This is a genomic window from Phormidium tenue FACHB-1052, assembly GCF_014696675.1.
Classification (GTDB): domain Bacteria; phylum Cyanobacteriota; class Cyanobacteriia; order Phormidesmidales; family Phormidesmidaceae; genus Nodosilinea; species Nodosilinea tenuis_A.
Genome location: NZ_JACJQN010000001.1, coordinates 290,004 through 308,238 on the forward strand (window position 1 = coordinate 290,004; position 18,235 = coordinate 308,238).

The following is an 18,235-nucleotide window of genomic DNA, read 5'->3' on the forward strand; positions in this document are numbered from 1 at the left end:
TCCCTAGCGTCTGCATCCAGCCAGTGGGCTAGAGCAGGTCGCCTACCATACTTCCCAGTTCGCTGTTTCTCTGGGAATGCCCTATGACCAAGTTTGCAATTTATGTCTGCCCGACCGGAAGCCTAGCCGAGCAGATCAAGCGGTTCTTAGCGGAGCACAGAGAGACAGCAGCACCCCTTCAGCAAGGCCCAGATGCCTGTTGCTTGCTAATCGAAGGCTTTGAAGAACAATCTGGCGCGGCCCCGATCTATACCCGGAGCCTCGATCGCGCCTACAACCGCGGCCTCAAAGCGCGCCCGACTCCGGTCGTGACCCTAGAGGGCCTGGTGGCTAAACCCGACTGGAGTGGTCTGGCGATTACTTCTCCCTGGCTGAAGCAGGTGATGGTAAATTTTGCCTGCACCGTGAAGTCGCCCACCCGCAAAATGCCGCTCCGCATTCAGGACGAGCTGGGTCTACCCCTGGCCTATGGTCCTAACCGCAAAGACAATAAGGCCATAGTCACCCAGGCGAAAGCAGCCATTGACTGGAAAACTCCCACCCAGTGGGAAATGCGGTTTTATCAGCAGTTGACCAATCAAAGCTGGAAATGCCACAGCAGTTGGGATTTAGGTGAAGGCCAGCCTGCGGTCTTAGAGGCCTCGGTAAACTAGAGGTACGCTTCCTAGCCCTGACCCTTGGCGATTGCCCCCAACCCAACCCTGCCCCACATCACCCTGGTGCTGGCCATGAGCCTGGACGGCAAAATTGCCGATGCCCAGCGCAGTGCCGCCCGGTTTTCCTCAGCGGCCGACCTGGCTCACCTCGAGGAAAAAGTGGCAGCAGCGGACGGGGTGCTGTTTGGGGGGGGCACCCTGCGGGCCTACGGCACCACCTTGAGCGTGCGCAACCCAGACCTTTTGGCCCAGCGGCGACAGCGACACCAACCGAACCAACCCGTGCAGATTGTCTGGTCGCCCTCGGGCAATCTCGACCCCAAGTTTCGGTACTTTCAGCAGCCGGTACCGAGGGGGTTAGTCACGACGGTCGCTGGGGCTCAGCGTTGGGCAGAAACGGGACTGTTCGAGCACATTTGGACAGTGCCCGAAGCCAAAACCCAGCCCTGGGATTGGCCTTGGATTTTAGCCCAGTTGAAAGCGGCGGGCATTCACCATCTGGCCCTCCTAGGCGGGGGCGGGCTGGTGGCAGAGCTCCTGGGCCACCACTGCGTCCATGACATTTTCATAACGGTGTGTCCGCTGATTTTGGGGGGCGCAACGGCCCCGACCCCGGTAGATGGAGCCGGTTTTTTGTCGGCGATCGCCCCCCAGCTCCAGTTGCTCTCCCATCGAGCGGTGGCAGGGGAGGTGTTTTTGCACTATCGGGTTCTGCCCCCACTGCAAGGGGCTGGAAATTCCTTTACCCTGGAGAATAACCATCCCTCTCCTACTGACTAATCTTCCATGGGCTATCCCTCTGTGCCGTCGCTGACCGCCACCTGGCTGCGCTCCATTGATGAGATTCCCGAGGCCGTATGGGACGAACTGGCCCAGCCCCTAGTCACACCGTTTCTGGAGTGGAGCTGGCTGCACAACATGGAGCGATCGGGCAGCGTGGGGGCCAATGCGGGCTGGTTGCCCTGCCATCTGGCTCTCTGGCAGGGTAAAACCCTGGTCGGGGCAGCCCCCATGTACCTCAAGGGCCACAGCCGGGGCGAATTTGTATTTGACCACCAGTGGGCCGATTTGGCTGAGCGTCTGGGGGTAGAGTACTATCCCAAACTGCTGGGCATGGCGCCCTTTACCCCGACGGAGGGCTATCGGTTTTTGATTGCCCCCGACGCTGACGAAGCAATCGTGACTCGGGCCATGGTAGAAGTAATTGACGGGTTTTGCGATCGCAACAATATCTCCGGCTGCCACTTTCTCTACGTCGACCCCGAGTGGCGGGCCACCATGACCCAGCTAGGTTTTGCGGAATGGTTGCACCACAGCTACGTGTGGCAGAACCAAGGCTTCAAAGACTTTGACGACTACCTGGGCATGTTTAACGCCAACCAGCGCCGCAACATCAAGCGCGAGCGCAAGTCGATGGCGACGGCGGGCCTGCGTCTGGAGGCGATCGCCGGAGATGCCATCAGTAATTCCTTGTGCGACCAAATGTACGACTTTTACGCCGACACCTGCGACAAGTTTGGCTGGTGGGGCAGCAAGTACCTAAGCCGCAAATTCTTTCACCTGCTGCACCACGACTACCGCCACCGCATGGTGTTTTTTGCCGCCTATAGCGAAGACGATAGCAACCCAGTGGGCATGTCGTTTTGCCTGACCAAGGGCGATCGCCTCTACGGTCGCTACTGGGGCTCAACGATGGAGATGAACAATCTGCACTTTAACGCCTGTTACTACGCGCCGATCGAGTGGGCGATCGCTAACGACATTACCCTCTTTGACCCTGGGGCCGGGGGCCGCCACAAAAAACGGCGGGGCTTTCCGGCCCTGGGCAACTATAGCCTGCACCGGTTCTATGCACCGCGCATGAAAACGCTGCTGACCCGCTACATCGCTGAGGTCAACGAGCTCGAGCAGCAGGAAATTGACGCTATCAACGCCGAGCTACCGCTCAAACTGCTGCCGGGAGACAGTCCTGACCCTGAAGCGTAGAGCTAAACTAACGCAGCCGATCTATGAGCATCGAAGGCTGACTTGCTTAGTAGAGAACTGGGGCGGCAGCTCACGCTACCATAGAGAGTCCTAATGTTGTAATGCCAGGCCGCGATCGCAATGGCCTCACCCACGATGACTCTACCCCCTAGCACCCAACCCATCGACAAAGCCCAGCGCCAGGCCCTCGACGACCAGCTCTCGAAGCGCTACATTGAGCTAGACCCGGCAGGCTATTTTCTAATTTATTTAGACCTGGAGCAGGGGCTAATTTGCGCCAAGCACTTTGCCAACATCATCAACGACAAAGGGCTGGCCTGTGACCCCGCTACTGGCAAACCCTTGCCCGTGCGTGGCCCTGTAGAGCGTGTACCAACCTGCACCTACAGCGGTCGCACCGCCAAAGAACTCTGTATTGCTATTTTTGAAGATCCAGCTCGTCCCTGCCCGATCACCTATCTCGATCATGCAGCCTACTTAGGGCGCGAATTTATGCGGGCCGAGGCAGCTCTCAGCGCTGGCGAATCCTATATTCAAGACTGAGCCTATGGGGCGAGGCTATCCAGTGAAGGGTATCGGCTCTATGTCTAGATTGCCCTTGCTGCCATTTCACGAGTTTAGCTAATGAACTCTAGAGGCTAATAGCTGCTCTTCGAGCGCTGCAATGCGGTTGTACGCGGCTGTGAGCTGAGCCGTTAGTCGCTGAATTTGTACGTCTTGAGAAAAATTAGTTTCGGTGCTTTGGCGGTCTAGATCGAGGTAGCTGCTGTCTAGCAAAATATCTTTGTGCTCGCACACGCTGTCTAACATGCTGGGGCTGTGGCGAGGGGCATTGCCGTAGGCAAAGCGACTGATGCCTGGCTCGCCGGGGGTAACCGAGCAGGCCTGGGTCGCGATCAGGGCTGCGACCTGCTCGTTGACCTGATCAATCATGTGATGCAGGGCGTCAATCTTATTTGTCAGAAGAGTGACCTGGGTTTGCATAGAGTCCATGTGACGCCTGGTTTTTAATTTTCCCCTCCCATCCTAGACTCAAGGTAATAGATCACATTGGGTCTCCTGAATCATTTAACCTTTATTCGCAAGGGTTGCTGTGATATTCACACCCGCTCTAAGGCAGCCTTAGTAATCTGAAAAGCGGCTAAGAAATGTCTGGCTTTGTAAACATATTTGCCGAGATTGTTACACCTGACTCATAAATAATTTGGGCCAGTAGATGGCTTTTTTATTCGGGGAAAAAATGATTTTTCCAAGCCGTCTCGCGCTTCTTAGCGGTGGTTTATTGTTGGCAGTCTACTGGGTTTGTGGCCGTGCGCTGAGTAGCCTAAGTTGCCGTTAAGGCACTAGGGGACTAATTAAAATGCCTACAAAGGCGATCGCTCCTAGCCCAGCCAAAATGTAGGCCACGACCAGGGCTGGAGACCGCCGCGATCGGTAGACTAAGTCGTTGCGCTGAATACGCTGGAGCTGGTGGTTATGGTCGAGGGCTGCGCCCAACAGGGCAAACGTACCCAAGGCCACGAAGGATAGGCCTAAAACACGGGTTAACCGCAGGGGGTTTACCGCGTCCCCCAACGTTTGGTGAATGGCCGCCACAATGCGCTCGATCCCGAAGCCGAAGCCAATTAGGGCCAAGGCCGTGCGAATCCAGGCCATTAGAGTGCGTTCTTCGGCGGCACGATTGCGCTCTTTGGCCAGTTCTGTGGCTGGGTTAGGCTCTGGGGTAGACACACTCATGGCAGCACCAGCAAGGGTAGACAGGCAATCGGGCTAGCGAAACTATCCTACGATCAGGTTGGCTTACTCTTGAGCCTGAATCACTGTCTAGTGCTGTGGGGTTACCCTATCCCAGGGATAAAATCAGCGGCGAGCATGATTCTGATGTTTGCACTGCCCGTTTCAAACGCTCAACCTTTCAACCTGCAACCGATCGCTCCCACTGGAAAATTCACCCATGAGTGATGCTCCCCTACCTCCTCTGGTAAACACGACCAACGAGCTCGCTCGGGAACGCAATCGCGCCGCTGCCGAACGTACCCTCAACGCCTGGACTAGAATCTGCCTGGGCTTGATTGGGTTTGGAGTGGCTTACGAGCAGATTGCCCATAGCCTGCGGCGGCAAGCGGCATCGGTAGCTATCATAGCCAGCCCAAACCCTGCCCTGGTGGGCCTGGGGTTTGTGAGCCTAGGTCTATTGCTGCTGGGGTTGGCACTGGTGCAGCATCGGCTGACTCTCAGCACCCTCGAGCAACGGGGCGACGTGCTGCTATCGATTAAAACGCTGAATCGGTGGGCGGTGGTCGCCATTGTGCTGGTAGCAATCGCAGGGTTAGGGGTATCGCTAGGGCTGCCATAGCCGTTTCTTACCCCAACAGGTCAAACCCCAGCCAGCCCAAGGCCAGAACACCGGTCGCAAAAATGGCTAACCCCGTAGCGGCTGCCAAAGAGTGACGGGGCTGGTATCGATAGTGGGGCGATCGCAGGCGAGCCCTTTCAGCCTGACAGTCGGCGATCGCAAACCCCAGGCTCAGCACCCCCAGACCGACATACACCAGGCTGAGGCCATAGGCCCACCCGTCAATATTACGGTCACCATGATGGGCACTAAGCGCCGCCAAGATTTGCTCTAGCCCCAAACCTAGACCAATCAGCGTAAGGCTGTTGCGCACAAAGGACAGCAGGGAGCGATCGGCGGCTAAGCGGTTGCGATCGCGGGCCAGATCATCCTGGGCCTGGTAACGGCTCGACATGGATAGGCCAGAGCTACTAACGAAAACGAGGTGCCATCCAACCGATTACTGGGGCTGGGTCTCTGACAGTTGGCTGGCCTGCTCAACCCAGTCTTGCCCCACCCGAATCGTAATGTCAGAGTTGAGGTCACCGGTTGACTCAGACAGAGCCAGCCCTACTCCTAGCAATGACTCGACCGTACGGGCACTGTCGACATCGCCGCGCTGAGCCACAACTTCGGTGCGAGCCATGGTGATTGATAAGTCGTCGATAATGTAGACATTGCTAAAGCCGTTCTCGCGCAGGTAGTCGGCGACCGAGGCGGCCTGATCGGGCTGGCCAGAGGCATTTTGCACTGCAATAGACAGATCAGCCACATAGTTGCCCTGGGAATTGTCGGCGTAGATGCTCACCCCTTCAGCCTGAAAAAAGTTTTGCATAATGGTGGCCGAGGCTTCCCAGTTGGGGAGCCAGTAGCTGGCATTAAACTCGGCTGGGGTGCTAAATCGACCGGGCAACATCACCATTTGCAGCTGGTTAGACTCCATGTCGAGGCCGAAGTTGGCGATCGCCAGCATTTCCTCCAGGGTGAGGTTGGTGTCGACGTAGCGCTCCATCACCCGCAGCGCCTGGGGCAGCTTGGTCAGCACAGTGGGGTTAGTCAACCGCTCCCGCAGCGCCTTTAGCAGCATTTGCTGGCGCTGCACTCGGCCAATATCGCCGCTGTCTTTGCGGTAGCGAGCAAACTGCTCGGCTTGGTCGCCATTGAGGGTTTGCCAGCCGGGATACAGATCGATATAGAGGCCCTGGGTGCGATCGGTGTATTCCATGCGGGTGGGCACATTGACCTCAATGCCCCCAACCAGGTCAACCATTTCCCGGAAGGCGCTGGTGTTGATGCGCACATAGCGATCGATCTGAAGGTTGCCCAGGTTGTAGCCTACGGTTTGAGCTACCAATTCTGGGCCACCCAACACGTTGGCCTGGTTAATTTTGTCCATCCCAAAGCCCGGAATTTGCACGCGGGTATCGCGGGGGATAGACATGACATTGAGGGTGCCGGCTTCGGCATCGACCCGCACCAGCAGCAGCGTATCGGTTCGCCCCGCAAAGGTGTCTGCGGAGTTGGGCTGGGCGTTGGGCACCTCGTCAATGCCCATCACCAGAATGTTGACCGGGCGGGTCACCTGATAGCGAAAACCCGCCTGCCACAGATCGCCAAAGTTAGCGGCGCGGTTGGCGTTGCCGCCCATAAAGCCGGGTAAGGGCACCGTGAGGGCGATCGCCGCCCCCACCACAGCCGAAGCCGCCGCCGTCCCCACAAACAGGCTTCCCCACAGCAGCGACTTGATCAGGCGGCGAGCCACCCCAGCAGATGATTCATCGGCAAAGGGGGCAGACTCGGTTGGCTGACTGTCTGAAGCTGCCTCCTCTGCCTGTTCAGCGTCGGAAGATCGGCTTTCTGTAGAGTCGACGTTCTGCAAAGGGGTTGTCATGAATACCTGCTTAACTTGCTGCGACGCCCTACCACCATAGCCCCTGCCACAACTGGCCGATGTAGCCTCAGCATGGGTTTTAGACCCAACTTCCACCACTCACAGGCAGGATCGGGGACACCCCCCAACACCCCACTAAAACTTCGCAGCAGGTTAATGTGTTAATCAATATTAAGCGAATTTTGCTCTGAAATCCCATCCCAAAGGATAGGATTGAGCCACTTATGCGAGTGGCTGCGAGGCCGCCGTTATGACTTAAACGTCTAGGGGAAATTTTTATGGCGGCGCTAATTCCTATTATTTTGGCGGGAGGAAAGGGCGAGCGGTTTTGGCCGGTGAGCCGATTGGCCCGCCCCAAACAGTTTTTGTGTCTAGACGGCAGTGATCGCAGCCTGCTGCAAGCCACCGCCGATCGCCTGCTCCCCCTGGCAAACGGCTGGGGAAATATGTGGGTGATTACCGCCGCTCACCTGGCCGAGCGGGTACGTGAACAGCTGCCTGAACTACCCGCAGCCAATCTGCTGGTCGAGCCAGTGGGTCGCGATACCGCTCCGGCGGTGGCCTGGGGCACCCTGGAGGTCGCCCAGCGCTACGGCGATGACGCCCTAGTGGGGTTTTTCCCAGCTGACCACTGGATTGCTGACGAAGCCGCGTTTTGCCAGACCCTAACCGCAGCGGCGGAGCTGGCCGCGAGTCAGGGGGCGATCGCCACCCTTGGCATTACCCCCACCTACCCCGCCACCGGCTACGGCTACATCGAACAAGGAGAGGCCACCGGCGCCTACGGCAGCCTCAACGCCTACACCGTTAGCCGCTTCACCGAAAAGCCCGACGCCCCCACCGCCCAAACCTTCATTGACAGCGGTCGCTTTAGCTGGAACAGCGGTATGTTCATCTTCCCTGCCGGGGTGATGGTCAACGAGCTAAAAACCCACGCCCCCGCTCTGATGCAGGCTCTGATCGCTGACGGGGTTGACGCCTACCCCAGCCTAGATAAGCTCAGCATTGACTACGCCGTCATGGAGCACACCGATCGCGCCCAGGTTATGCCCGTCACCTTTGGCTGGGATGACCTAGGCGACTGGAATGCGGTAGAGCGCCTGCTGAAGCAGCCCGGCGAGAAAAACGTCGATTTAGCCACCCACGTTGCCCTCGATACCGAAGGCAGCATTGTTTACTCCGCCGACCCCGATGAGGTCATTGTCACCATTGGCCTAGAAGATGTGGTGATTGTGCGCGACGGCAACGCCACTCTAATTGTGCGCAAGGATCGTACTCAGGACATTAAGGCAGCGGTGAAGCAGATCGGTGCAGAAAACCGTTTTCAGCACCTGCTATAAACCCTGAGCGCTAACGGCCACGGACTTCCCTACACCGGATGCAGCTTAGAGAAAGTTGCCCAGGGATCCTGTGCCTTTAGAGAGAACGTTCCAGGTTGGACAGCGGTTGATATAATTTCGGGATCAGCCGTTTATACCTGCGCTGTGCTGCGGAACTCCGTGGCATGCGGCAGCTTGGAATCATGCATCCAACCATCGACGACATCGACTTTCAGGCCCGCCAGGGGAGTGTAGCCGCCATCATTCAAATTTTGAATGATCACTTTGCTGACGAGGGCATTCGCACCCGCGCCATTCAAGACAGCGGCATTTTGCAGCTGCTGGTTGAGGCCCCCAGCGCCGATGCCCTGCCTCGGGAGACAGTGGTTGACCAAGTGCGCCACGTGCTGGAATCGATTAGCCCCCGAGGTATCAATCGGGTAAATATCAACAGCCGCATCGTGCAAGAGCAGCAGCTACTGTGGCTAGACGAAATTAAACGTGACCCCAAAAACAGCCTGCTCTGGTCAGAGCCAATTGTGCTCAAACAGCCCAACCCGGTAGCCCGGCTGTGGCGTGACCTGCGCTCTCCTCGCCAGCGCAACCCGTTCTTGGATGATGTATACAAAAGAAAGCCGGCCTCAAGCCGCAGCGCTTTCTGGCGCGGGTTAGTGGGCGGTGCCAGTCTGGCGCTGCTGCTGCTGCTGGTGGGATGGGCGACTAAAGACTGGCTGGGCGTTGACCTGCCGCTGGGGTCGCAGGCCACCCCCCCCAGCGAACCAACTCCAACCCCGGCTCCAGCAGTGCCCACAGGGCAGGATCCCTTTGTGCTGGCGGTGCGCATTGCTGAGCAGTCATCGGCAGATGGTAAATCGGCTACCACCGCTGCCGCCTGGCTAGATCTGGCGGTGCGCTGGCAGCGGGCGGCCGATCTGATGTCTGAGGTACCGCCTGAGGACGAGCGCTATCCCATTGCCCAAGATCGGGTGCAGCTCTACACCGCCAATAAGGCCATGGCCCTCGCCGAAGCCGAAAAATTCTAAGGGAATCAACACAAACTTGCGCGATTTCCGTGGAGGAGGCTGCGCGATCGCCGGGCGCTATGCAGGTCTCAAGCAGGCCAATGCAGAGGGCGCATAATGGCGTGGCTGGCACCTTGGCAAATTTGCTATATCAAGGATATTAGCAACTCTGTATAGCCCCATGACCACCCTAAAAACCTCGCAATCGACCTCTGCCTCCTCTTCAGCCCGCAACGCTTTAGAAAACCGAGAAGACTTCAGCCTCTGGGCTGAAGCCGTCAAGCAGCAGATGCTGGAGGCGCTGCAAAAGCGTCAGCGCACCAACTAGGGTTATTTGCTGAGCCGATCGCTGAAGCTCCTGTTGCCCAGGTCAGGCCAACTGTTTGAGGCCGCGATCGCGCCAGTGTCTTCATCATTCAACCGCTTGAAAGCTAGCTGAATTCCATCAAAATCCCCTGGGGTGCCTCTATGAAGGCATTTAACCCAGGGGATTTTTTAGGTAGAGTCAGGGTTTAGCGATCGCTCCCCGTACTCGCCAAAATGCGCTCGGTGAGTTTCTCCGGCACCGGGTCGAGGTGGTCGTAGGTCCACTTGAAAAAGCCGACGCCCATGGTCAGCGACCGCAGTTCCAAGATCATGGTCTGCATTTCGGCCTGGGGCAGGTGGCCAGTGACCACATCCCAGCCGGGCCAGTCGGCTTTGGCCTCGTAGCCCAGAATTTGCCCGCGTCTGCCGGTGATCAGCTTCAGCACGTTGGAGGTATAGCTGCTAGGCACCGAAATTTCTACCAGGTCAATGGGTTCGAGCAAGGTAGGGGTGCAAGCCGCCAAGCCCTCTTGCATAGCGATGCGGGCCGCCTGTTTAAAGGCGTTGTCGGAGCTGTCGACATTGTGGTAGGAGCCGTTGGTTAGCGTCACCGCCACATCCACCACCGGAAAGCCTAGGGGGCCGTGGTCAAGGTATTCGCGCACGCCGGTCTCGACACTGGGGATGTACTGCTTGGGCACCACGCCGCCCACAATGGTATCGCTAAAGGCAAAGCCATCGCCGCGCGGCAGCGGCTGAATGGACAGGTAAACGTCACCAAACTGACCATGGCCGCCGCTCTGGTGCTTATAGCGTCCGTGGACGGCTTCTTTGGCCTGACGGATAGTTTCTTTGTAGGGCACCTGGGGCAGGTGGGTGGACATGGGTAAGTTGTACTTGCGGCTGAGGCGATCGATCGCCAAATTTAAGTGCACATCCCCCTGCCCCCAGAGAATCACCTCGTGGGTATCGCCGTGCTGCTCCCAAAAGAGCGAGGGGTCTTCTTCGAGCAGCTTGGTGAGGGCGGCGCTGAGTTTAACCTCATCGCTGCGCTTGACGGAGGTGATGGCCAGGGCATAGACCGGCTCAATGACTGGAGCTTTGGGCAGCAGAGTTTTAAGGGTGCCGGTTGTCAGGGTATCGCCGGTTTGAGCCCCCTCCAGGCGGGCAACGGCGACAATGCGACCAGCCTCTGCTCTGGTGAGGCTGTTTTGCTGGGTGCCCGTCAGGTCGTAGAGGCCGCCCATGCGATCGCCGTTCAGGCTATCCCCATCCTTGAGTTCGCCACACCAGACCCGCACCAGGGAGAGCTTGCCGCCCTGGGGGGTGTAATAGGTTTTGAGCACCTGGGCTAGAGTGTCGGTCTCGCAGGTGATGCCCCGCTTTTCGCAGGTGACATCTGGGGCCGGGGCTTCCTTCACCAGGGCATTGAGCAGGGGCCGCACGCCGTAGTCATTCAGGGCCACACCGATGAATACCGGAACGATGAGGTCGGCTCCCAGCTCCATTCTCAGGTCACGGAAAATTTCCTCTTCGGGGGGCGCAATATCCTCCAGCAGTTCTTCTAATAGATGATCGTCATAGTCAGCTAGGGCTTCCAGCATTTCAGCGCGGGCGATCTGTTCCTCGGCTTGCAGTGCGGCGGGCAGCGGCACGGGGTCAGCGGGAGCGCCGGGATGGTAGTGGAAGGCTTGTTCGGTAACGAGATCAATAAAGCCCACTAACTCGTGGTTTTGACGAATTGGGTACTGCTGGGGAATCACGGGTCGGGAAGAGATCTGACGCAGGGCCGCCAGCACTTCAGCAAAGGTGCCGTTGGCGCGATCGAGCTTGTTGATCCAGATCAGGTGGGGAATTTCCCAGGTATCTAAAAATTGCAGCAGGGGCGAGAGGGTGAGCACTTTGTTGGGGTCGGCTTCGCAGACCACGATCGCCGCATCGACCCCCATCAGGGCATGGTTAGTTTCCTGCTGCAGCTCCACCGAGCCGGGGCAATCGACAAACGTAAAACAAATGCCGCCGTACTGAGTACTGGCGGCATTGAGTTCTACGGTCATGTGGCGGGTGCGGGCCTCCGGGGAGCTATCGCCGAGGGTGTTGCCCTCATCGACGCTGCCCTTGCGAGTTGTGGCCCCAGTGACAGACATAATGCTCTCTAAAAGAGTTGTTTTGCCGCTGGAATAGGTGCCGACCAGCGCTACATTACGTCGGCCTGAAAGGACGTTTTGAGCCATAATAAACTCCTTGCCATGGTGCGATGGCATGTAGAGAAAAGCCTATAGCTTGAAGGCGTGACGAGCGTGATATGAAGTGACTCAGCTGTGTCTAACCCCAGATTAACGCGACCTTAACTCCCTGCTTGATCAGGTTCTAGAAAGTTCACCTGTTGAAGTTTTGTGCCTAGTTTTGTCGATCTGTAACAGTAGATTCTTAGGGTTTAAGGTCAAGGGTCTAAGGCTGTTCTCTAAGCCTTTCACCCTGCCCCCGTCTCGCCATCCAACACCTGTCGCACTTTTTGGGCCAGCGTCGATGGGGTAAAGGGCTTTTGCAAAAAGGCTACGTCGGCCTTTAAAACGCCGTGGTGAATCACGGCATCGTCGGTGTAGCCAGAGAGAAACAACACCTTACAGTGGGGATGGGTGCGGGTCACCTGGGCAGCTAGTTCGCGCCCCCCCAGGTGGGGCATCACCACATCGGACATCAGCAGGTGAATGGGGTCGGGCTCATGCTCGACCAGGTGCAGAGCATCTTGGCCATTGGTAGCCTCTAAGACTCGATAGCCACACCGCTGCAAAACATAAATTTCTAGGGCGCGCACGGCATCTTCATCTTCGACCACCAGGATGGTTTCAGTGCCCTGGGGCAGGGTAGACAATCGCCCCTGCGATCGCCCCTCAGGCACCGACTCCGCCACCAGCGGCAGGTAGATCTGAAACCTCGTTCCTTGGCCCACTGCACTCTCTACCGCGATGTAGCCCCCCGACTGCTTGACAATGCCATGCACCGTGGCCAGCCCCAGGCCGGTGCCCTTACCCACGGGCTTGGTGGTAAAAAAGGGTTCAAACATTCTGGCCTGGGTCGCCGCGTCAATGCCGCAGCCGGTGTCGCTCACCGTGAGCAGCACGTAATTTCCGGGGCCCAAGCCAGCCAGTTGGCGGCATTGGGCTTCGTCTAGCTGCACAGTCTGGGTGGCCAGGGTCAGGGTGCCGCCCTGGGGCATGGCGTCGCGGGCGTTGACCGCCAGGTTCATCAACACCTGCTCGATTTGGCCGGGGTCAGCTTTAATGGGGCCGAGGGTAGGGCTCAGGGTGGTGACTAAAATAATGTCTTCACCGATCAGACGGCGCAGCATGGTTTCGGTATTGCTGACCACGGTGTTGAGGTTAAGCGCTTGGGGCGTTAGCACCTGCTGACGACTAAAGGCCAGCAGCTGACTGGTTAGCGCCCCAGCTCGTTCGCCCGCCTGGTAAATTTCACCCAGCAGCTGAGCGGCAGAGTCACTGGTGGGAATACGGCTCTGCAAAAGCTCGCTGTAGCCTTTAATCACCGTGATTAGGTTGTTAAAGTCGTGGGCAATCCCCCCCGCCAGCCGACCGATGGCCTCCATTTTTTGGGCTTGGCGAAACTGCTCTTCGAGCCGCTGCTGCTCGGTGACGTTGCGGGCCTGCACCAGGCAGGCGGGGCGATCGGCGAAGGTTAGACCGTAGGCGGAGAGTTCAACACTGATGATTTCACCAGTTTTCTTTTGGTGGCGCCAGACGCCATGACGTTCTAGGGATGAGCCTGACTGAGCCAACCGCTCCATTAGAGCGGGCACATCCTCGGGCGGATAAATAGCTTGCAGGGTCATGGTCAAAAACTCGTCGCGGCTGTAGCCATACTCAGCTACGGCGGCATCGTTGACGGCTAGGCAAGCTAGGGTTGTGCGATCGTAGACCAACACTGGGTCAGTGATGGCTTGAAATAGCTGGCGGTAGCGGGCTTCGCTGTCGCGCAGGGCGGCCTCAGTGCGCTTGCGTTCGGCAATTTCGGCCCCTAGCCGCCGGTTGGTTTGCTGTAGGCCCTCGATCTTTTTCTCCAGCTTGCGAAACAGGGCTTCGCTGTAGTCTTTGAGCAAAGCATTTTCTGCAAGCTGGGGCTGGCGCACCGAAGATTGGGCGGGGTCAAAGTGAGCCAGTAAAGCCGCGATGCTAACCATCAACGCCTCGGGTTCAGCAGGCTTGACCAAGAAGGCGTCGGCCCCCAGGTCAAAGGCCAGACGCTCATCTTTAATGTCGGTATAGGTGGCGGTGTAGACCATAAAGGGAATGGCCTTGAGCTGATCGTCGGCCTTCCACTGGCGCAGCAGAGTGTAGCCATCCATCACCGGCATCAGCAGGTCAGAGATGACCAAGATGGGGGGCTGCTGGCGAGCTTTAGCTAAGGCTTCCGCCCCGTGGCGGGCTTCTTCCACGGTGTAGCCATAGCCCTGAAGCAGCATGCGCAGCAGGTAGAGATTCTCAGCGTTATCGTCAACAACCAGCACTTGACTCATAGGGCAACATCTCCTGGAGTGGCGAGGAAGAACCGCTCCACTTCGTCGCCGAATGATTCGGGGTCGATGGGTTTTTCGATGTAGCCTTCGGCTCCGGCGGCTAGGCATTTTTCGCGATCGCCCACCATGGCATAGGACGTAACCGCCACAATCGGGATTGATTTGAGTTGGGGGTCGCTCTTGAGGGCATAGGCTACAGCATGGCCATCCATGCCGGGCAGCTGAATGTCGAGCAAAATTAGGTCGGGTTGGGCGATCGCCGCTAGTTCCAACCCCTGAAGACCGGTTTCTGCCTGAAGAATTTTATGGCCCCGCTGCTCCAGCAAAAACTGCACTAAGTAGCGGTTTTGGGGATTGTCTTCAATTAACAGAATGGTCTTTGTCATGGTGTCTCCGGTGCTTGCAGCGGCAGCGTCACGGTAAAGGTGCTGCCCATCCCCCAGGTGCTCTCGGCCTGAATGGTGCCCCCCATCAGCTCGACCAGGCGGCGACAGATCGCCAAGCCCAGCCCCGTACCCTCGTGGTTGCGGGTCAACCCCGAGTCGATCTGCCGAAAGGGTTGAAACAGAGCGGGCAGATCCTCCGCCTTGATGCCTATGCCCGTGTCAGAGACTCGCAGGCGCAGCGTCGCTGGGGCAGCCTCAGCTCTAGAGGGTTCATACAATTCTGCGGTCAGGGCGACGTTACCGCGATCGGTAAATTTAATGGCATTGCTCAGCAGATTGAGCAAGATCTGCTCAAACCGCCGCTGGTCAGTGATGGCTTCGCCCAGGGTGGGGGCTACCTCAACACGCAGGTCTAGCGCTTTAGCGACGGCCTGGGGCTGCACGATCGCCAGCACTTTAGCAATCGACCGGGGCAGGTCAAAGGGCTCGCGGGCCACCTCTAACTGCCCAGCTTCAATTTTAGAAATATCGAGCACATCGTTGACCAGGGCCAGCAGGTGGCGAGCGCTGGTGCGCACCATGGCGAGCTGCTTGCTCTGCTCGGCGTTGAGTGGCCCGGCCAAGCCCTGCAAGATAATGCCGGTGAAGCCAATGATGGAGTTGAGCGGGGTGCGCAGCTCGTGACTCATGGTGGCGAGGAAGGCCGATTTGATGCGATCGGCGGCCTCAGCCTGGTGACGCTTCTCGCGCTCGGCCTCGGCCTGGCGGCGGGCGGTCATGTCGGTGCCAATGCTGAGAATTTCAACTACGTTGCCGATGGCGTCAAGCTCAATACGGTTGGTCCAGGCGACCCAGACGCGCTGGCCGTCGTGGCGCATATTTTCGTTGATGTTTTGCTCAAAGGCGCTGGGGTTGGCGCAGATGGCATCCATGAGCTGTTGCAGGTCGCGCCCACCACTTTCCATCGGCGGCACGATGGTTTCCATCACGTGGCGGCCAATGATTTCGGCTTCGCTATAGCCAAAGAAGCGCTGGCCATACTCATTGAGAAAGGTAATGCAGCCATCGGAGTTCCACCGCAGAATGATGCTGTTGGCATGCTCGACCAGTTCGCGATACTTGCGCTCGCTCTCGGCCAACCGGGTCTCGGCTCGCCGCCGAGCCGAAATATCAATGCCGACCCCCACCAGGCACCAGGTGTTCTCAAACTGAACCCGCTGCCCGGTAAAAAAATAGGGGGTGGTGGTACCGTCTTTGGCAACAAAGTCTGCCTCCATGGAGGACTCACCGTCGGTAAACACCTGGGCGATGCGCTGCTCTAATCTGGCTCTGTCGTCACCGGCAAAAAAGTGAATAGGGTGCATGTGGGCGATCTCATCGGCAGAGTAGCCAGAGACGCGCTCAAAATTTTGGTTCCAGCGCAGGAAGTGACCCTCGGTGTCGTAGAAGTACAGAATGCCGGGCATGCTCTCGATCATGATTTCGGTAAAGCGCATTTCGTCGCGCACAGCCTGCTCGGCCTGGCGGCGGGCCTCGTCACGGGCAAAGGCGCTAAGGGCAAAGGCGAGATCGCCAGCGGCCTCTTCGAGCAGGGCGATCTCTTTGTCGTGGAAAATGTTGGGCTGCTCGGCGTAGACGTTGAGCACCCCAACGATCTCCCCTTCGAGGATGATTGGGAAGTGGGCCGAGGCCCGAAACCGGCCCTCGGCGATCGCCCCGTGCCCAGCACGGGTGGCTGGGTCGGTGAGAGCGTCATTGCAAATATAGGGCTGGTGCGATCGCAACACCATGGCGGCCAACTCTCCCGACAGATCCGCCGCCGGTTTTTGGCCCATCGCCCCTGGGTTGGACAGTAGACCTGCGCTGTCGCCCACCACCGCCACGGGCGTTAGTCCGTCGGGTTCTACCCCACGCCAGCCGATCCAGGCGAGACAAAAGCCGCCGTCATTCACCAGCGCCTGACAGACTTTTTGAAACAGCTCGTCGCGGTCGGCAGTCCAGACAATGGCCTGGTTGATCTGGCTGAGGGCCGCGTAGAGCCGGGACATGCGGGCAATCTCGCGATCGCGCTCCTTCAGCGCCGTAATGTCGCGCACAATGGCCGAGGTGCCGATAATATTGCCCCGACTGTCTTTCAGCGGTGACGCAGCAATGCACACGTAGATGAGCTGCCCAGCTTTGGTATGGCGCTGGGTCTCCAGCCGCTCAATGCGCTCGCCCCGCTGAATTTTCTCCAGAATTAGGCTGGCTTCGCTCAGCTTGTCTACTGGATACAGCCGCGCCACGGGGGTGCCGAGCATGTCGGCGGCGGAGTAGCCGTAGATTGCCTCTGCTCCGGCATTCCAGCTCGTGACGATGCCGTTGAGGTCGGTGCTAATAATGGCATCAGAGGTCGATTCGACGATCGCCGCCATGCGATCGCGATAGGTCTGGGCCGCGTTGCGATCGCTCAAATCGCGAATCAAGCCCAGCAGAGTGCCATCGGGCAGGAGCGTGGCGATCACCTCCGCCGTAAACACCGTGCCGTCCTTGCGGCGAAACTGCCATTCGCGGTGGTGATCGCGGCGAGTGTGAATTTGGCCCAGGGCCGAGTCAATGTGGGGCGCTTCGGTCTGCACCACAATATCTGAAGCATGCAGCCCAACGAACTCATCGCGGCTGTAGCCAAACATCTCACAGGCGCTGGCATTGACATCAACGTAGTAGCTCTCGGCGTCGGCCAGCACAATGCCCAACTGAGCATGGTCGAACAGCGTGCGGTAGCGGGCTTCACAGGCCTGTAGCTGCTGGGCTAGGGCGGCCATAGACGAGGAGGGGGACTGCGACATAGCGAGAGTGCCCTCGGGAGTAGATGGTATTAGACCGTTAAGGTCACCCTGTTGTCTGCGATCTTAGCCTTTAGATAGATGTGGTACGCCAGAATACATCACCTTTTTTGGGTCACGAATCAATTTTAGACATCAGTTTGAGCACAGCGGAGCAGAGGTTACAGAGGCACCTCAGCAATATCGGCGATCGCAGGCAAGGTCATTACCCCCTCCTGGCCAAAGCGCTCCGACCACCGCTGGCAGCGCACCGCAAACGGGCACTGAGCACAGTAGCCCAGGGCCGGGTCAACCTTGGGCAGATCGACCTCGGTGGCCAGCAAGGTGGTCAAGGCGTCGGTCAACCCTTGCAGGTCGGCCTCGGTGCGGCGGTGCTGGGCGGCACCATAGCCAATGGTGATACTGCTGGGCGGTTTGGGCGCGGCCTGAGCCGTCGGAGGGGCGACAAACCAGTAGGTCATCGTCACCTGCTCTGGGGACAGGTGGCTGGTTTCGACCAGCAGATAGAGGTACAGGCGGGTCTGCCAATGCTGGGTTAGCTGGGTCTGCTGGGGCGGGTTTTGGTAAGTCTTCCAATCAACAATTTGGCCGCTGGTCGGCCCCATTACCAGCAGGTCGTAGATGGCGGTGAGGGTATAGCCGTTAAAGGCCAGGGTGCGGCGGTGCTCGCTTTGGCGCAAGCCATTGACCTGAGGCAAAAACAGATCTGGCGCAGCGGCCAGCAAGCTATGCACCGCCGCATCAAGGGCGGCGTCTTCTTTTAACAAATTATCGACGGGCAGGCCCAAATCTCGCTGCTGCATCACCCGGTGAAACTCAGTGCCCCACCGCTGCCGCTCCGCCATAGCCGGATCCATAGGTGCCGTGTGGTGCTCTAGGTAGGTGTATTGGTAGCGCCGGGGGCAAATTTCCAGCAGGCTTAAATGGCCCTGGGTGAGAGAGAGCATAGAAAAGAGGCTCAAGGTTCAAGGGTTA

The 18,235-nt window shown here is 58.3% G+C and carries 17 protein-coding genes; 8 read left to right on the plus strand and 9 right to left on the minus strand.

Annotated elements, in window-relative coordinates; genetic code table 11:
• The first annotated feature begins 83 nt into the window (after positions 1-83).
• From H6G07_RS01290 to H6G07_RS01305, 4 genes are all read left to right on the plus strand, one after another.
• Positions 84-653: a hypothetical protein gene (locus tag H6G07_RS01290; RefSeq protein WP_073606778.1), complete on the plus strand. Its 570-nt coding sequence runs from the start codon at positions 84-86 to the stop codon at positions 651-653.
• Positions 654-677: 24 nt separating this feature from the next.
• Complete coding sequence (locus H6G07_RS01295; protein WP_242026569.1) at positions 678-1,436, plus strand: RibD family protein; 759 nt, start codon at positions 678-680, stop codon at positions 1,434-1,436.
• A gap of 6 nt (positions 1,437-1,442) precedes the next feature.
• Positions 1,443-2,642: a GNAT family N-acetyltransferase gene (locus H6G07_RS01300; RefSeq protein ID WP_073606777.1), complete on the plus strand. Its 1,200-nt coding sequence runs from the start codon at positions 1,443-1,445 to the stop codon at positions 2,640-2,642.
• A 135-nt stretch (positions 2,643-2,777) separates the two neighbouring features.
• The gene (locus tag H6G07_RS01305) at positions 2,778-3,185 is read left to right on the plus strand and encodes a DUF4346 domain-containing protein (protein WP_073607052.1); all 408 of its coding nucleotides are present in this window, start codon (positions 2,778-2,780) and stop codon (positions 3,183-3,185) included.
• A 78-nt stretch (positions 3,186-3,263) separates the two neighbouring features.
• Here H6G07_RS01305 and H6G07_RS01310 read toward each other — a convergent pair whose 3' ends face one another.
• Both H6G07_RS01310 and H6G07_RS01315 read right to left on the minus strand, forming a co-directional pair.
• On the minus strand, positions 3,264-3,635 hold the full coding sequence (locus H6G07_RS01310) for a hypothetical protein (RefSeq protein ID WP_073606776.1): 372 nt from the start codon (positions 3,633-3,635) through the stop codon (positions 3,264-3,266).
• 342 nt (positions 3,636-3,977) lie between these two features.
• Complete coding sequence (locus H6G07_RS01315) at positions 3,978-4,379, minus strand: YidH family protein (RefSeq protein WP_073606775.1); 402 nt, start codon at positions 4,377-4,379, stop codon at positions 3,978-3,980.
• A gap of 217 nt (positions 4,380-4,596) precedes the next feature.
• On the opposite strand from H6G07_RS01315, the gene H6G07_RS01320 reads away from it, so the two are divergent.
• The gene (locus H6G07_RS01320) at positions 4,597-4,998 is read left to right on the plus strand and encodes a DUF202 domain-containing protein (RefSeq protein WP_073606774.1); all 402 of its coding nucleotides are present in this window, start codon (positions 4,597-4,599) and stop codon (positions 4,996-4,998) included.
• 7 nt (positions 4,999-5,005) lie between these two features.
• Here H6G07_RS01320 and H6G07_RS01325 read toward each other — a convergent pair whose 3' ends face one another.
• Entirely contained in the window at positions 5,006-5,392 is a 387-nt protein-coding gene (locus H6G07_RS01325) for a DUF202 domain-containing protein (RefSeq protein WP_073606773.1), read from the minus strand.
• 45 nt (positions 5,393-5,437) lie between these two features.
• The gene (locus tag H6G07_RS01330) at positions 5,438-6,868 is read right to left on the minus strand and encodes an LCP family protein (RefSeq protein WP_073606772.1); all 1,431 of its coding nucleotides are present in this window, start codon (positions 6,866-6,868) and stop codon (positions 5,438-5,440) included.
• Positions 6,869-7,146: 278 nt separating this feature from the next.
• Between H6G07_RS01330 and H6G07_RS01335 the strand changes: the two genes are divergently transcribed.
• The 3 genes from H6G07_RS01335 to H6G07_RS01345 all read left to right on the plus strand — a co-directional run bounded on the left by H6G07_RS01335 (position 7,147) and on the right by H6G07_RS01345 (position 9,537).
• Positions 7,147-8,208, plus strand: coding sequence for a mannose-1-phosphate guanylyltransferase (locus tag H6G07_RS01335; RefSeq protein WP_073606771.1), 1,062 nt, complete (start codon positions 7,147-7,149; stop codon positions 8,206-8,208).
• A 164-nt stretch (positions 8,209-8,372) separates the two neighbouring features.
• Positions 8,373-9,230: a hypothetical protein gene (locus H6G07_RS01340; RefSeq protein ID WP_242026571.1), complete on the plus strand. Its 858-nt coding sequence runs from the start codon at positions 8,373-8,375 to the stop codon at positions 9,228-9,230.
• A gap of 160 nt (positions 9,231-9,390) precedes the next feature.
• A complete protein-coding gene (locus H6G07_RS01345; protein ID WP_171972938.1) occupies positions 9,391-9,537 on the plus strand; it encodes a hypothetical protein in 147 nt (48 codons plus the stop codon).
• Positions 9,538-9,721: 184 nt separating this feature from the next.
• Here H6G07_RS01345 and H6G07_RS01350 read toward each other — a convergent pair whose 3' ends face one another.
• The 5 genes from H6G07_RS01350 to H6G07_RS01370 form a co-directional block, all read right to left on the minus strand.
• Positions 9,722-11,749: an elongation factor G gene (locus H6G07_RS01350; RefSeq protein WP_073606770.1), complete on the minus strand. Its 2,028-nt coding sequence runs from the start codon at positions 11,747-11,749 to the stop codon at positions 9,722-9,724.
• 239 nt (positions 11,750-11,988) lie between these two features.
• Complete coding sequence (locus H6G07_RS01355; protein ID WP_171972937.1) at positions 11,989-14,049, minus strand: hybrid sensor histidine kinase/response regulator; 2,061 nt, start codon at positions 14,047-14,049, stop codon at positions 11,989-11,991.
• Positions 14,046-14,435 (minus strand): response regulator, encoded by a 390-nt coding sequence (locus H6G07_RS01360; protein WP_073606769.1) that lies wholly within the window; start codon positions 14,433-14,435, stop codon positions 14,046-14,048. The genes H6G07_RS01355 and H6G07_RS01360 overlap by 4 nt, the downstream gene beginning before the upstream one ends.
• Positions 14,432-17,263, minus strand: coding sequence for a PAS domain S-box protein (locus H6G07_RS01365; protein ID WP_199311838.1), 2,832 nt, complete (start codon positions 17,261-17,263; stop codon positions 14,432-14,434). The genes H6G07_RS01360 and H6G07_RS01365 overlap by 4 nt, the downstream gene beginning before the upstream one ends.
• 158 nt (positions 17,264-17,421) lie before the next feature.
• Positions 17,422-18,207 carry a PD-(D/E)XK nuclease family protein gene (locus tag H6G07_RS01370; protein WP_073606767.1) on the minus strand — a complete coding sequence of 262 codons (786 nt, stop codon included), beginning with the start codon at positions 18,205-18,207 and terminating at the stop codon, positions 17,422-17,424.
• Positions 18,208-18,235: the final 28 nt, after the last annotated feature.